General features: G+C 53.0%; 14 protein-coding genes. 1 reads left to right on the forward strand and 13 read right to left on the reverse strand.

Translation table 11 applies throughout. The annotated features are described in order from the left end of the window. Window positions 1-86: 86 nt before the first annotated feature. Window positions 87-647: a manganese efflux pump MntP gene (locus EDM54_RS06520; RefSeq protein ID WP_003388436.1), complete on the reverse strand. Its 561-nt coding sequence runs from the start codon at window positions 645-647 to the stop codon at window positions 87-89. Between the two features lie 75 nt (window positions 648-722). After that, complete coding sequence (locus EDM54_RS06525; protein WP_024983754.1) at window positions 723-1,802, reverse strand: L-threonylcarbamoyladenylate synthase; 1,080 nt, start codon at window positions 1,800-1,802, stop codon at window positions 723-725. 225 nt (window positions 1,803-2,027) lie between these two features. Between EDM54_RS06525 and EDM54_RS06530 the strand changes: the two genes are divergently transcribed. Further along, entirely contained in the window at window positions 2,028-2,825 is a 798-nt protein-coding gene (locus EDM54_RS06530) for a DUF3298 and DUF4163 domain-containing protein (protein ID WP_031932678.1), read from the forward strand. Window positions 2,826-2,926: 101 nt separating this feature from the next. On the opposite strand, the gene spoIIR is transcribed toward EDM54_RS06530, so the two are convergent. From spoIIR to murA, 11 genes are all read right to left on the reverse strand, one after another. Then, window positions 2,927-3,796, reverse strand: coding sequence for a stage II sporulation protein R (gene spoIIR, locus EDM54_RS06535; RefSeq protein WP_003388439.1), 870 nt, complete (start codon window positions 3,794-3,796; stop codon window positions 2,927-2,929). 260 nt (window positions 3,797-4,056) lie between these two features. After that, window positions 4,057-4,959 carry a peptide chain release factor N(5)-glutamine methyltransferase gene (gene prmC / locus EDM54_RS06540; protein WP_031932680.1) on the reverse strand — a complete coding sequence of 301 codons (903 nt, stop codon included), beginning with the start codon at window positions 4,957-4,959 and terminating at the stop codon, window positions 4,057-4,059. Continuing rightward, a complete protein-coding gene (gene prfA / locus EDM54_RS06545; protein WP_003388441.1) occupies window positions 4,943-6,019 on the reverse strand; it encodes a peptide chain release factor 1 in 1,077 nt (358 codons plus the stop codon). The genes prmC and prfA overlap by 17 nt, the downstream gene beginning before the upstream one ends. A 238-nt stretch (window positions 6,020-6,257) precedes the next feature. Further along, window positions 6,258-6,755 (reverse strand): YhcN/YlaJ family sporulation lipoprotein, encoded by a 498-nt coding sequence (locus EDM54_RS06550; protein WP_122957954.1) that lies wholly within the window; start codon window positions 6,753-6,755, stop codon window positions 6,258-6,260. Between the two features lie 85 nt (window positions 6,756-6,840). Continuing rightward, window positions 6,841-7,413 carry a thymidine kinase gene (locus EDM54_RS06555; protein WP_024983749.1) on the reverse strand — a complete coding sequence of 191 codons (573 nt, stop codon included), beginning with the start codon at window positions 7,411-7,413 and terminating at the stop codon, window positions 6,841-6,843. Window positions 7,414-7,591: 178 nt separating this feature from the next. Continuing rightward, complete coding sequence (gene rpmE, locus EDM54_RS06560) at window positions 7,592-7,792, reverse strand: 50S ribosomal protein L31 (RefSeq protein WP_003388445.1); 201 nt, start codon at window positions 7,790-7,792, stop codon at window positions 7,592-7,594. Between the two features lie 105 nt (window positions 7,793-7,897). Continuing rightward, a complete protein-coding gene (locus EDM54_RS06565) occupies window positions 7,898-9,169 on the reverse strand; it encodes a radical SAM family protein (protein WP_003388446.1) in 1,272 nt (423 codons plus the stop codon). A 70-nt stretch (window positions 9,170-9,239) separates the two neighbouring features. Then, window positions 9,240-10,136 (reverse strand): M23 family metallopeptidase, encoded by an 897-nt coding sequence (locus EDM54_RS06570; RefSeq protein WP_003388447.1) that lies wholly within the window; start codon window positions 10,134-10,136, stop codon window positions 9,240-9,242. 106 nt (window positions 10,137-10,242) lie between these two features. Further along, a complete protein-coding gene (rho, locus tag EDM54_RS06575; RefSeq protein WP_003388448.1) occupies window positions 10,243-11,520 on the reverse strand; it encodes a transcription termination factor Rho in 1,278 nt (425 codons plus the stop codon). 51 nt (window positions 11,521-11,571) lie between these two features. Further along, window positions 11,572-12,534 carry a class II fructose-bisphosphatase gene (gene glpX / locus EDM54_RS06580; RefSeq protein WP_003388449.1) on the reverse strand — a complete coding sequence of 321 codons (963 nt, stop codon included), beginning with the start codon at window positions 12,532-12,534 and terminating at the stop codon, window positions 11,572-11,574. A gap of 28 nt (window positions 12,535-12,562) precedes the next feature. After that, on the reverse strand, window positions 12,563-13,846 hold the full coding sequence (gene murA / locus EDM54_RS06585; protein WP_003388450.1) for a UDP-N-acetylglucosamine 1-carboxyvinyltransferase: 1,284 nt from the start codon (window positions 13,844-13,846) through the stop codon (window positions 12,563-12,565). Between the last annotated feature and the right edge of the window lie 42 nt (window positions 13,847-13,888).

Consider the following 13,888-nt stretch of genomic DNA (forward strand, 5'->3'; position numbering starts at 1 on the left):
GCTGCCTTTCGCCTCCCGGAATGGACAAAAGGGCAAAGCCGATCCGGGCTGCCCGCTTGAGGAGAAGCTGCCGGGCCATAGTCGCTTCACAGGATAAATTTCAACCCAAAACCAAGCAGGATAAGTCCTCCTAATACTTCGCTGTATTCCCCCAGCCATCCTCCCATACTCCGCCCAATCAGCAGTCCACAATAAGACATCGTTCCTCCCATTATGCCAAACAATGTGACTGCCAGAAACCGGTTGATCTCCATCAGTCCGAACGAAAACCCTACCGTCAATGCGTCCAGGCTGACGCTGAAGGCAAACAGAAGCAGTCCGAAGCCCTTCGTCCGCAGCATGCTTTTTTCGTCACCGTTGGCAAACCCGTTCCAAATCATATGTACGCCGATGCCCATCAGGACAGTTCCCCCGACGAAAACCGCTATATCCCCGATCATATCGGATAAGTAGCCGCCCACTGCGATCCCGACCAATGGCATAGCGATGTGGAACAAGCCGATCGTAACGCTCACTTTCAGTATCTCTCTCAGCCGAATGCCAATCATGCCCACGCCTACTCCGAGTGAAAAGGCATCCATACTCAAAGCAAGAGCAATCATGAGCAGAGTCAGAAACTGACCCCAGTGAAATAAGGCAAGGTCCACGTCGCTCCCCTCCTGTCTTCACTTTTATGCGGACAAGAGGGAGTTTAGACATGCTGATAAAAGCCAAACCTTTCGTTACACAGCCAAAATGCGTCCTCCCGCAGCTTTTTCCAGCCTGTTCATGACAGCCATGCCGATGCCTGAGCGCGGAAATGTCTCGCCGACGATAAATTGCACCTGTTCGTCGTCAAACTGCCGGAGAACACCGTACAAGTGCTGGGCTACCTGTTCAAGCTCCGAGCGCGAACCGACAGAAATGACCACATCTGCTACCTGCTGCTGCCGCCAGTAGGGGAGCGATTCCATTGTTGCCATCACGCCCGTCTTGCGCCCGTGCCGTTTTGCCTCGGCGAGCATGGCTCGCATCTGCTCGTACACCCGGGACTCCTCGCCATCGACGAGCCACATTTCCCCTTCTGGAGCGTAGTGCGTGTACTTCATCCCCGGCGAGCGCGGAGCTTCTGCCGCATCCGGCAGGAAGGCCGGATCGATCGCCACCTCTCCGATGACTTCCTCCAGTTGCTCGCGCGTAATTCCGCCCGGTCTGCAAATAAGCGGAGGCTCTACCGTTACATCAAGCACGGTCGACTCTACACCCACGCCAGTCGCTCCGCCGTCTACTACGCCGACGATCCTGCCTGCAAGGTCTGCCATGACATGCTCAGCTGTCGTAGGACTGGGTCTGCCCGAGCGATTGGCACTGGGAGCCGCCACAGGGACCCCCGCCTGTTTAATCAGCGCCAATGCCACGGGATGATCCGGCATACGCACGCCCACCGTATCAAGACCCGCCGTCACCAGCGAAGCCACTCTCTCTGTTTTTGGCAGGATCAAAGTCAATGGTCCCGGCCAAAACGCCTCAATCAGGGCAGCGCCTTTCTCCGGAAGAGACGATGCAATATCGTTAACCTGCTCTTTATCTGCAATGTGAACAATCAGTGGATTGTCGCTCGGTCTTCCTTTTGCCATGAATATTTTTTCCACAGCCTCGTCAGACAATGCATCGGCCCCCAAACCATATACGGTTTCCGTAGGAAAAGCCACGGTTTCTCCAACACGCAAAAATTGGGCTGCATCCACAATCTGTGTACAAGCTTGGAGATTTTCCACATTTTTATCCACAATCCATACCTTTGTTTTCCGTTCCAAAGCCATCTGTCAAATTCCTTTCCAATACGCATCTTCGTATACGATTTGTGCCTTAAGTATAGTGTTGGAAGCAAAAGTTTTCAACAGCCTGTGAATAACTTGTGAATAACTTGTGGCAGTCGGTGGAAAACAATCCTGTTACTTTTTTTTAACCTTCACCCTTGTTTCCTTGTAGTATCATTTATCTATCAAATAACATCCATTGTTTTTCCGCGAAAGGATTGAGGAAGCATGAAAACCCCGTCCAAGTCCATTGTCACCAGCCTTGTTGGCGCAGCGTTCTTGCTCGCCGCTGTCAACGCCCCCGCTATGGCTGCCGCCACATCGGCAACAACGCCAGCCATAGCGGCGCCTTCGGCTGCACCTGCACAAAAAGCTCAGGTACAGGGAGTCGTTTTCACTCCGAAAACGATTCAGGCCAAAACGGCCGAGTATGAAGCGAAGATTTCTATTCCTGTCATCAGCGGACTCAAAGACAAGGCGTTTGAGACCAAGCTCAATGCTGAACTGCAAAAACTTGCCCAGGACTCGCTCAAAGAAACGCAAGACATGGCCAAGGAAGATGCCGCCACCGCCAAAAAATACGGATACGAGCTTCGGCCCCATGCTCTGGACATCTCCTATGAAGTGCACATGAACGGCAAGCTCGTATCGTTCGCCGTTCAAACGTACCGCTACACAGGGGGCGCCCACGGGATAACAGATGTTGTCTATTACAACCTCGCCAATGTGGAAAAAGCGAAGAACCTCCAGCTTTCCGATCTTTTCCGCCCTGGATATGACTATCGCTATGTCCTGAGCCATTTGATTGCCCAACAAATCAAAGCAGACCCGGATTTGAGCGGGATCGCGGACGGATTCCCCGGCGTTTCCGAAAACCAGTCGTTTGCTTTCGAGAATGGCAAGCTTGTCATTCATTTCGGCCAATACGAAATCGGTCCCTATGCCATTGGAATGCCTGCTTTCACCATTCCTACCGGGAACGTCTTTAACCTGTATAATCCGGAGGTTGCCCAATTGTTGAAGTAAGGCTTGTTTGTATCGTGCAAACGGGATGAGTTATAAGCAATGAAGAGCCCAGCCATTAAAAAAAGCCTGCTCCATAAGGAACAGGCAGGAGAGGGGCTTGGTTAGAAGAGGGAAGCCAGCTTGTCCCAGAGGTAAAAACGGACTTCCACTTTTGGCTGTACAGGGGCAGTCTCCTCGCTTTGGCCTGCGTCTTCCCGAGACTGCTCTTGTACAGAGACACTTCCTGAAAAGGCTTGTACAGATATGTCACCAGCATCCTGATGATCGTTGGTTTCGGCTGTGGCTCCCATCCAGCTTTCTTCCATGCGAGACAGGCGCCACTGCTGATGGGACGCGCGCTCTTCTTCCAGATCGTTCAGAGGAGCGTTTTCCCCGGTATTTTTCGATATAGGTTCCAAGTCGGCAGTCGGTGCTTTGGCATCGGCTGCTGTTTTCGTTGGGAGTGATTCACTTTCATTTTCAACTTGAGCGGACGCGATCGCGTCGCCGTTGGACATGTCGATAAAGCAGAGCGGCGGAAACAGTACGCACCACCAATTTTGTCCCTGTGCGTCGCCGATGCGGACGCGGAGCGCTTCGTAATCACCTGCGGGATAGACGTAGGAGCCGTACAGCTTCGTTGGAAACGGCACCCGTCCAAAATCAACTTCTGCTTTATACGAGAAGCCCCGTTCGCGCATGGTCTTATCGACAAGTGCCTGCAGCTCCGGCAATTTGCTGGCGACGATCACCTTCGCTTCATCGTAGGAACGGATGTCTTTTACCCAGACGTTCATTTGATCGACAATGGCATCGCGGACTTCCCGCTTCAGCCACTGGTCTTGTATGGAATCGCTGTTGGCGATAATTCGCAGTCGGATAGACTCCTGAGGGATCGGTCCATTGTCGAGCACGTTGGCGGATGTAAGCTGTCCCTCCCAGCTCATCATCAGTGTCAAAAAGCTAAACGCTACGAAAAAGAACCGTTTCATAGATACCCTTCTCCCTCTCATAACTGATTTCTCTTCTGTCTCTCTTTAGAAATCAGTATGGACAGGGAGGGGCGGAAATATACCTATCGATTTGAAAGATTCAGACGGGAGCGTCTGGAGCTTCCCATTTTCGCATAGTGTTCACGTTACCGACCAACCATATAATACCATATTTTGCAATTATAACAAAACAAAAAAACGGCTGCTTGAGCCGCTTTCTTTGATTTATCTTCGATTTCTTCTACCCCTCTGTTTCCTCTCTATTCCTTCCGACCCGTTCTGATCCCGATTACGACGCGGTCGATTCCAGCCAAATCAGCGACGATCTCTACCTGGTCAATCACCCCTGAAGCCTTCATCAGACTGGCGACATCACGGGCTTGATGTATTCCAACCTCAAACCCGACCAGAGCTGTCTGCTTCAAAAGGCTTGGCAGGGCATCGCAGAGACGGCGATAACAGTCCAGACCGTCGTCTCCCCCGTCAAGCGCGAGCCGAGGCTCATATGCCTTTACTTCATCATCCAGCTCATCTACATCGCGGCTTGGTATATAAGGCGGATTGGACACGAGAATGTCTACGCGCTCATGGGCCTCCAAAAGCGGCTGTACCAGGTCCCCTTGCAAAAAGCGGACCCTGGCTCCGAGCTGCTCCGCATTTTCACGGGCAATGGCCGTAGCATCGGGAGAAAGATCCACTGTGCTGACCTGCCAGTGAGGCCGTTCACAAGCAATGGTGACACAGATGGCTCCGCTGCCTGTGCCGATATCGACGACCTGCAGCGATTGATCGGCCGGCCATAGCTTCTCCGCCCGGCAAAGCAGCTGCTCCACGAGTATCTCCGTCTCGGGACGCGGAATCAAAACACCGGGACGGACGTGAAAGGGACGTCCGTAAAACTCCTGGGTTCCAAACATGTACTGAAGCGGCTCGCGGCGGCTCCGCCGTTCGCACAGGGCCGCAAGCTGGTCGCGCGCTGCCACAGGAATCGGTTCGCCCATCGAAATCAAAAATCTCGTCCGGTCCCAGCCCAGACAGTGCCGTACCAGCAGTTCCGCTTCAAACATAGGATCGGCTACTCCCTGTTTGCGCAAAAAGGAAGAAGCCCGCGAAAGGGCTTCTCGTATCGTCACGACATCGGACCAATCAAGCTGTGTGTGCATGGCTTTTCAACTGCTCCGTCTGTTCGTGCAGCATCAGGTTTTCAATCACTTCGTCGATCTCGCCCTCCAGGATCGCCTCGAGACGATGCAGAGTAAGGCCGATTCGGTGATCGGTCACGCGGCTTTGCGGAAAGTTGTACGTGCGAATCCGCTCACTCCGGTCACCCGTTCCCACAAGGCTTTTGCGTGTAGCATCCTGCTCCGCCATCTGCTGCTGCATGTGGTAATCGTACAGGCGGGCGCGCAGTACGCGCAGGGCTTTATCCTTGTTGGAATGCTGCGATTTTTCGTCCTGACAGGACACCACGATGCCTGTCGGGATATGCGTAACACGAACAGCGGACTTGGTCGTATTGACGCTCTGTCCACCCGCACCGCTGGAACAGAAAGTATCGATGCGTATATCTTTTTCGTTGATTTCCACTTCGACGTCTTCGGCTTCCGGCAGTACCAGCACCGTAGACGTAGACGTGTGAATCCGGCCGCCCGACTCGGTTGCCGGAATACGCTGCACGCGATGTGCACCGCTTTCAAATTTCAGCTTGCTATAGGCCCCACGGCCGCTGACAGAAAAGACAATTTCCTTGTAACCGCCGATGTCAGTCGGATTGGCTTCCAGAACTTCCACCTTGAAACCGTGCCGCTCTGCATAACGCGTGTACATGCGGAACAGATCGGACGCGAACAGCGCCGCTTCATCACCACCGGCAGCTCCGCGAATCTCCACGATAACGTTTTTATCGTCATTCGGATCTTTTGGCAGCAGCAGGATTTTCAACCGATCTTCCAGTTGTTCCTTGCGTTTGGCGAGTTCCGCGATTTCCATTTTCACCATTTCGCGCATCTCGTCATCCAGCTTTTCTTCCTGCATCGCCTTTGCGTCCTCATACTGAGATACTACCGATTTGTATTCACGATAAACGGTCACAGTCTCCTCCAGAGAAGACTGCTCCTTGGACAGTTCCCGCAGCCGTTTGGTGTCACTGATGACATCGGGGTCGCATAGTAGATTGGTTACCTCTTCATAACGCTCTTCAACCGCAGACAAGCGCTCGAACACTGTCATTCACCCCATTACGAAAAAATTAAGTACTTGCTTTCACTAAAAATCCTATGAAGAAAGCTTCCTGTTTTGCACTGCAGTGCCATCGCCAGGAAGCGAAGCCTGCCAGTAAAAAAATATTGAAAGTAACAGAATAATTATAGGGGGAAACCCCGAAAAAGTCAAAGAAATACATGATCTGGCGGTGTTTTCCTGCTCATGAAAAACAGCCCGGACAAGCCGAGCCGTCAGATGGTTATCGGTGATACGCGTCGTTTGACGTGACGTGGAAATCATAGCGGGGTATTTTTTGCCGCAAGGCCGCGATGACTTCTTGTTCGATGGTGCGAGCCTGATTGGCCGTTACATTCGGGATCAAGTCCAACGTAACGTATGCGTTCCCGCCCACAAGGGTAACCCTTGCATCCTCCACACCGGATACCGATCTAGCCATCCTCTCCATGTTGTCCATGTCAACCTGGGTATTGCGAACGTTGGCGTGGCCGATGATCAGATTCGGGTTCTGGTTTCGTCCCATCAAGGGATCGCGATCCTCCATCGGCGGAGCCCCTCTGTCAATGATATCTCCGCTTCGGTCACTCTTGATCGTAGCGTGCTGTTGCGGATCGTAGCTGTTGGCGCCATAGCTTTTTTCCTGCGGCATCGTCCGGCCGCAGCCGACCGCAGCCACAAGCAACAAAGCTGCAGTACCGAATGCAGCTGCCGCGCTTTTTCCATAGGGCAGGCGTCGCATAAAAAAGCCACCTCCTGTTTGTCATAGTGTGCGCAGCAGATGAAATCTCCATGCACAGACAACAGAAAAGCGGCCATACGCCAGCCTATTCCACCGGCGGGTGGTAGTAATGACGACGGCAGACGCTGCTGTAGGTGTCGTTTCCGCCGATCTCGATCGTTTCGCCGGTATATACCGGTTTGCCGTTTTTGTATTTCAGAATGTGCGTCGCTTTTTTATTGCAGTAGACACAAACCGTTTTGATTTCCTCGATCTTGTCCGCTTCGCTCAATAATCCGGCGCTGCCTGGGAATAATTCGTTTTTAAAGTTCTTCAATAAGCCGTACACGATCACCGGTATATCCAGCTCATCGACGATCCGTACCAGCTGTTGAACGTGTTCCGCATGCAAGAACTGTCCTTCGTCCACAAGAACGCAATCAGGATAAGGCTCCTCGGCAGACACAACCGCATATATATCGGTGTCATCCCCGATCGAAATGGCTTCGCGGCTAATCCCCACCCGGGAGGCTACCTTCCCGACGCCGTAGCGGTCATCGATGGCGGGTGTGAAAACCAGAACTTTTTTTCCTGACTGTTCGTAATTATGGGCCACGGTCAATAACTGAATGGATTTGGAAGCGTTCATTGCTCCATAGCGAAAATATAGTTGCGCCACGTCTATTGTCTCCCTTTGCTTTTGTTAAACGTATTTATCTCGGGCACGGTCTGGGTCTCCCACAGCCTATACATCTATTGTATGGGTTCATTCCGGCAGACGGGAAGAGCATTTTTGGTGATCGGGGTAAAAAAACAAAACCAGGCAGATTGCTCTACCTGGTCGCTCCAATCTCCGATTAGGAAAGATTGTATTTGCGTTTGAAACGGTCCACACGGCCGCCAGCATCGACGAATTTTTGTTTACCAGTGAAGAACGGGTGGCAGTTGGAGCAGATCTCCACGCGCAGCGCTTGCTTCACGGAACCGGATTCGAATTCGTTACCGCATGCACATGTTACTTTCACTACATTGTAGTTAGGATGAATTCCTGGTTTCATCTCACATACACCTCTTTTCCGCCCTGAATCGTTTGCCGAAACAGAGTTATATAGAAAATACACATAGAAAATAGTAGCATGGCCAGCATCGAAAAGCAACTGAATTTACTTCTTATCCAGCCTTTTCCTCCGCTGCAAATCCTCCGGCGGAACATGTGTAAATGAACCGATGACGACGTCAGGCAATTCCTCCTGGTAAATTTCGATTGCCTGCTTCATGCCGAACACCTCTCCCTTGGCTGGCGGGATCATTGCCAGATAGCTCTCGGGATCGATATTCAGGTTGCGAAGCTGGATCAGCTTGATGCCTGTCCGGCGGATAAACTCGATCATCGCTTCCATTTCCTCTTCGCGGTCGAACACGCCTGGGAAGCACAAGTAGTTGATGGACGTGTACACACCTTTGGAAGCGGCGTACTCCGCCGAGCGGGCCACATTTTCCAGCGTGTAGTTGCGCGGACGATAATACGCGTTGTAATGCTCGTCAATCGCGCTGATGATGCTCACCCGCATCAGGTCAAGACCGGCATCGACGATCCCCTTGATGTGATCGGTCAGGCCCGCATTCGTGTTGATGTTGATAAAGCCCATATCTGTCTGTTCCCGCACCCGGCGCATCGCCGGAACGATGATGGACGCCATCGTGGAAGGCTCCCCTTCACAGCCTTGTCCAAAGCTGATAATGCTCTCCGGTGTCTGCAAATGATGCAGCATCACCTCGACCAGCTCGTCCTCTGTCGGCTTGAAGTTCATCCGCGTCTGCGGAGACGGAAAACCGCTGTCCTCAGGCTGCTCGGAGATACAGCCATAGCAGCCGGCATTGCACGTATACGAGACAGGCAGGCTTCCTTCCCAACGATGGAAGAAGTTGTTGGAAGCTGTCAGGCATTCGTATTCCAATGCACAGTGTGACAGGTGGTGGAGAATCCGATTTTGCGGGAACATCTCCAACGTCTTCTCTACGCGCTGACGAAGCTCGTCCATCGGGAAATGCAGCGGGTTCCACTGGTGCGGATCATCGCTCTGACGGCCTGCTACCCAGAAACGATCGTCTTTCCATACAACTGCTGTATATCCAAACAGCGGAAACTTGCTATTTTTGTCGGTCTTCACGTAACCAGGCAGCAGCAGCCGTGTAAAGCCTTGAGGGATCAAGGCTCCTACCGACGTATAGCCGTCGAGCTTTACCATCTCGCCTGTGTCCGGGTCCATCCCGACCGGAACGGTATCGGGCAGGCTGACGAGTGTAGCTCCCTCTGGCAGCGGAATCAATTCTTCTTCCAATACTTCCGTCAATATATCTCCATTGCGAGCCACCGCGAGCAGCTCGGGGTGGTCGTATACATTGCCTTTTTCATCTGCGTACACTAAAAACATGGTACAATCGCCTCGCTTTTTTCGCTCAGCCCATTGTAACGCAACGATCAGACAATGTAAATGTGAACGGTTACCTGCTGAGGTAACGAAGCGGATTCATGGGGACGTTATCCTCTCTGACCTCAAAATGGAGATGGTAACCCGTCGAATCGCCGGTACGTCCCATGTAGCCGAGCATTTCTCCCCGCTCCACGTGCTGTCCCGGCTGCACGATGATTTTGCGCATATGGGCATAATACGTCTGCAAGCCTTCCCCGTGATCCAGAATGACGATGAAGCCGTAACCGCCCCGATTTCCACCCGCTTCCACCACAACGCCTTCTTTCGCAGCGTAGATCGGGGTCTGCCCTTCGCTCTGGTTCCACATGTCCAATCCTTTGTGCATCCTTCCCCACCGCGTACCAAAGCCGCTTGTCACAGTCGCTTCCTTCACCGGCCAATCCATAGCCCGCGAACGGTTGGCTTGGCGGCTGGCCGTCGTAACCGCATTACGCTTTCGCTGCCACTCTTTGGCAGTCAGCGAATTCATGTCAGAGATGGGGATATGAATGGTTTGACCTATGTAGAGGTTGTCCTCCATCAGCCGGAGCAGCGGGTTTCGCTCCAGCAGCATTTCTTTGCTTACACTGTAGCGTCTGGCGATGCTGTCCACCGTTTCCCCTCTCCTGACGGAGTGGGTAATCTCTTCTTTATTCAAAACCAGCTTCATGCCGATTCCCATCAGATTCGGCTTTACCATCCTGTTTAACTCCAACAGTTGTTTTAACGTCAATCCGTAGCGTTCGGCTATTTCCGACATCGTGTCCCCGTATTTTACGGTGTAGGTCATCACTTCACTTCTATTCGTCGAAGTCGGTTTGTCCAGGGAAGCAAAAGGGTTAAATGCTTCAAACAGGACCTGTTCGACTACGGCCTGTTTCACTTCGTCGCGACTCCCCCACCCTGCCGGCAGCTGCTCGTAATCCACTGACATTCCTCCTTCACGCCTGCGTTTCTGGCAGATTTGCCCTCAGTATCTGCACGAGCACTCTTTTATACGATATGCCTCGTCCGCATAAAAAATGACGGCGAGTCTAAGAACCCGCCGTCACTGTGCTTTGTTTTCCACGTGTCTGTTTCGTTTCGATGCTTTGCAAAAATTCTTCGTTTGTTTTGGAGTCTGCCAGTTTCTTCAAAAAGGACTCTACGTATTCCGAGGTTTCGTTCATGCTTTTGCGAATCGCCCACAGCTTTTCCAATTCTTCCTTGGAAAGGAGCAGCTCTTCGCGCCGGGTACCGGAGCGGCGAATATCGATCGCCGGGAAAATGCGGCGTTCGGACAGCTTTCGGTCCAGATGCAATTCCATATTGCCGGTTCCTTTGAATTCCTCGTAAATGACATCGTCCATGCGCGAACCCGTCTCTACCAGTGCAGTCGCCAAAATCGTCAGGCTGCCGCCTTCCTCGATGTTGCGGGCCGAGCCGAAGAACCGCTTCGGACGGTGGAACGCGGCGGGATCAATACCTCCCGAAAGCGTACGTCCGCTGGGCGGGATAACCAGGTTGTAGGCCCGTGCCAGACGGGTAATCGAATCGAGCAGGATGACGACATCTTTCTTATGCTCGACCAGCCGCTTGGCTCTTTCCAGCACGAGCTCCGCTACCTTGATATGGTTTTCGGGAACTTCGTCAAATGTGGAAGCGATTACTTCTCCCTGTACAGAACGCTGCATGTCGGTTACTTCCTCCGGGCGTTCATCGATCAAGAGAACAAACAGGTGGATGTCCGGCCGATTAGCAGTGATGCTGTTCGCGATTTCCTTGAGAAGTATGGTTTTGCCGGCCTTGGGGGGCGCTACAATCAAACCGCGCTGGCCGAGACCAACAGGGGCGATGAGATCCATCAGGCGGGCGGAAACGCGTTCTGGCGACGTTTCCAATACGAGTTTGTTTTGAGGATATAACGGTGTCAAGGCGGGGAAATGAAGTCGTTCGGCTGCCAATTCGGGGTCTTCTCCGTTTACAGCCTCTACTTGCAATAATCCGAAATAACGTTCATTTTCCTTGGGAGGTCGCACCTTACCAGATACCAAGTCTCCCATCCTCAGATCAAATCGGCGAATCTGCGACTGGGAGATGTAAATGTCCTCCGAGCTCGGGAGGTAGTTGATAGGGCGCAGGAATCCGTAGCCTTCCGGCAGGATTTCCAGCACCCCTTCCATAAACATCAGACCGTCTCTTTCGGCTCTGGCTCGAAGGATGGCGAAGATCAGCTCCTTCTTCTTCAGCTGGGAGTAATAAGGGATTTGATACTCCTTCGCGAGCTTGTAGAGATCGGTCAACTTCTTTTCTTCTAGTTCTGAAAGTAACATAATTCCACCACTCTTTATTTACTCTTCATCTATCTTCGTCTATTTGCTGCATTACAATACCAGACGAGGCTTGCGTTCCAAGCGGTGGGTTCCTTCGATGAAACGGATTGTTCCTGTCTTGGCTCGCATCACGACGGAATGAGTCGTAGCGCGCGTGCCCTGAATCCGAACGCCTTGCAGCAATTCACCGTCGGTAACGCCTGTGGCGGCAAAGATAGCATCGTCTCCTTTGACCAGATCATCCATGTGCAGCACTTGATAAGGATTGACCAATCCCATGCGTTTGCAGCGTTCCACTTCCTCTGCATTTTGCGGCAGCAGCTTGCCCTGGATCTCACCGCCCATACACTTGAGCGCTACAGCAGCCAGAACACCCTCAGGAGCTCCTCCAGAACCGAACAGGATGTCTACACCCGTATCCTCAAAAGCCGTGTTGATCGCTGCGGCTACGTCTCCGTCGGAAATCAGCCGGATGCGAGCACCTGCTTCGCGGATTTCATGAATAATCTTCTGGTGACGGTCCCGATCCAGCACGATCGCGACCAGGTCGCTGATGTCTTTGCCTTGCGCCTGGGCTACCGCCTTCAGGTTATCCTTGATGGGCGCGTTGATGTCGATCTTGCCCACCGCTTTCGGGCCAACGGCGATTTTCTCCATGTACATGTCAGGGGCGTGCAGCAGGTTGCCTTTGTCTGCAACGGCGATAACCGAGATAGCGCCCCACGTTCCCTTGGCAACGATATTGGTGCCCTCAAGCGGGTCTACGGCTACATCGACTGCCGGGGCGACTCCCTGGCCCAGCTTTTCACCGATATACAGCATCGGGGCTTCATCCATTTCGCCCTCGCCGATGACGACTGTCCCATCCATCGGTACGTTTTCAAATTCTTTGCGCATTGCGGTCGTGGCCGCATCGTCAGCCTCATCCTTTTTGCCGAGACCCATCCAACGCGCAGAGGCAAGTGCGGCTGCCTCCGTAACACGTACCAGTTCAAGCGTTAAACTACGTTCCATTCTGGAAGACTCCTCTCCTGGCAATGAGTTACTGCTGTTGACGTTCCTTTTCTCCCAAGCTAACCCGCCGAACATTCGCTCCCAGGCTTTGCAGCTTGCTGACAAGGTTTTCATACCCGCGGTCGATATGCTCTAAACCTTCCACCTCTGTCACGCCGTTCGTAGCCAAACCGGCGATGACTAAAGCCGCGCCTGCCCGCAGGTCGGAAGCAACTACCTTGGCGCCGTTCAATTGGCTGCCTCCCTCGATAATTGCCGAACGGCCCTCGATCTTCAGGTTGGCACCCATACGGCGCAGCTCGTCTACATGGCGGAAACGGGCGCTGTAAATGTTGTCGGTCACAATGCTGGACCCCGAAGCCAGAGTGAGCAGCGTCGTGATCGGCTGCTGCAAGTCCGTCGGAAAGCCTGGGTACGGACTCGTCTTTACATCAATGGATCGGTACTGCCCATTGCCGTTCACCTGAATACAGTCGTCCATTTCCAGCACGTCCACGCCGATCTCCCGCAGTTTGGCTGTGACAGACTCGAGATGCTTGGGAATCACATTTTCAAGCGTGACGCTGCCATTGGTCGCTGCTGCCGCTATCATATACGTTCCGGCTTCGATCCGGTCGGGAATGATCGTGTGGCGACAGCCGCGCAGGCGGTCTACCCCTTGGATCCGGATGAGATCGGTCCCGGCTCCCTTGATGTTGGCCCCCATATTGTTGAGCAGGGTAGCTACATCGACGATTTCCGGCTCGCGAGCCGCATTTTCGATAATCGTGACACCCTCTGCCTTGGAGGCTGCCAACATAATGTTGATAGTCGCCCCCACACTGACCAGGTCGAGGTAAATACGGGCGCCCTTCAATCTGCCATTCGGGGCTTGAATCGTCATTACACCATTTTTGTTCGTCACTTTGGCGCCGAGTGCTTCAAACCCTTTAATGTGCAGGTCGACTGGACGCGGCCCCAAGTCGCACCCTCCCGGCAAGCCGACGCGCGCTTCCCCGAACTTGGCCAGAAGCGCCCCCCACAAATAATAAGAAGCGCGCAATTTTTTTACGCGTCCATTGGGCATCAGCATCGACTTCATCGGGCGGCCGTCCACTTCCATCCAATCATCTTCGAACAACACATCGGCTCCCATTTCTCGCAGGAGTTCGTGATAGATTTCCACATCTTGAATATGCGGCAAATTCTCAATCACAACCGGCCCGTCTGCCAGCAGCGCAGCAGGAACCAGGGCAACGGCACTGTTTTTTGCCCCGCTGATGGTAACCGAGCCCTGAAGCGGGGTTCCCCCGTTGATGATCAGCTTTTCCATGTTTTGCTCTCCTCAGGCTTAATCGGGAAATGAGCACCTTCC

It is taken from the genome of Brevibacillus borstelensis, assembly GCF_003710865.1.
Classification (GTDB): domain Bacteria; phylum Bacillota; class Bacilli; order Brevibacillales; family Brevibacillaceae; genus Brevibacillus; species Brevibacillus borstelensis.

What these genes read in the sequence shown, in the direction of transcription:
- EDM54_RS06525 (WP_024983754.1), bottom strand. Translation starts at nt 1,802, where the DNA reads ATGGCTTTGGAACGGAAAACAAAGGTATGGATTGTGGATAAAAATGTG.
- EDM54_RS06530 (WP_031932678.1), top strand. Translation starts at nt 2,028, where the DNA reads ATGAAAACCCCGTCCAAGTCCATTGTCACCAGCCTTGTTGGCGCAGCG.
- EDM54_RS06550 (WP_122957954.1), bottom strand. Translation starts at nt 6,755, where the DNA reads ATGCGACGCCTGCCCTATGGAAAAAGCGCGGCAGCTGCATTCGGTACT.
- spoIIR (WP_003388439.1), bottom strand. Translation starts at nt 3,796, where the DNA reads ATGAAACGGTTCTTTTTCGTAGCGTTTAGCTTTTTGACACTGATGATG.
- prmC (WP_031932680.1), bottom strand. Translation starts at nt 4,959, where the DNA reads ATGCACACACAGCTTGATTGGTCCGATGTCGTGACGATACGAGAAGCC.
- murA (WP_003388450.1), bottom strand. Translation starts at nt 13,846, where the DNA reads ATGGAAAAGCTGATCATCAACGGGGGAACCCCGCTTCAGGGCTCGGTT.
- rho (WP_003388448.1), bottom strand. Translation starts at nt 11,520, where the DNA reads ATGTTACTTTCAGAACTAGAAGAAAAGAAGTTGACCGATCTCTACAAG.
- glpX (WP_003388449.1), bottom strand. Translation starts at nt 12,534, where the DNA reads ATGGAACGTAGTTTAACGCTTGAACTGGTACGTGTTACGGAGGCAGCC.
- EDM54_RS06565 (WP_003388446.1), bottom strand. Translation starts at nt 9,169, where the DNA reads ATGTTTTTAGTGTACGCAGATGAAAAAGGCAATGTATACGACCACCCC.
- rpmE (WP_003388445.1), bottom strand. Translation starts at nt 7,792, where the DNA reads ATGAAACCAGGAATTCATCCTAACTACAATGTAGTGAAAGTAACATGT.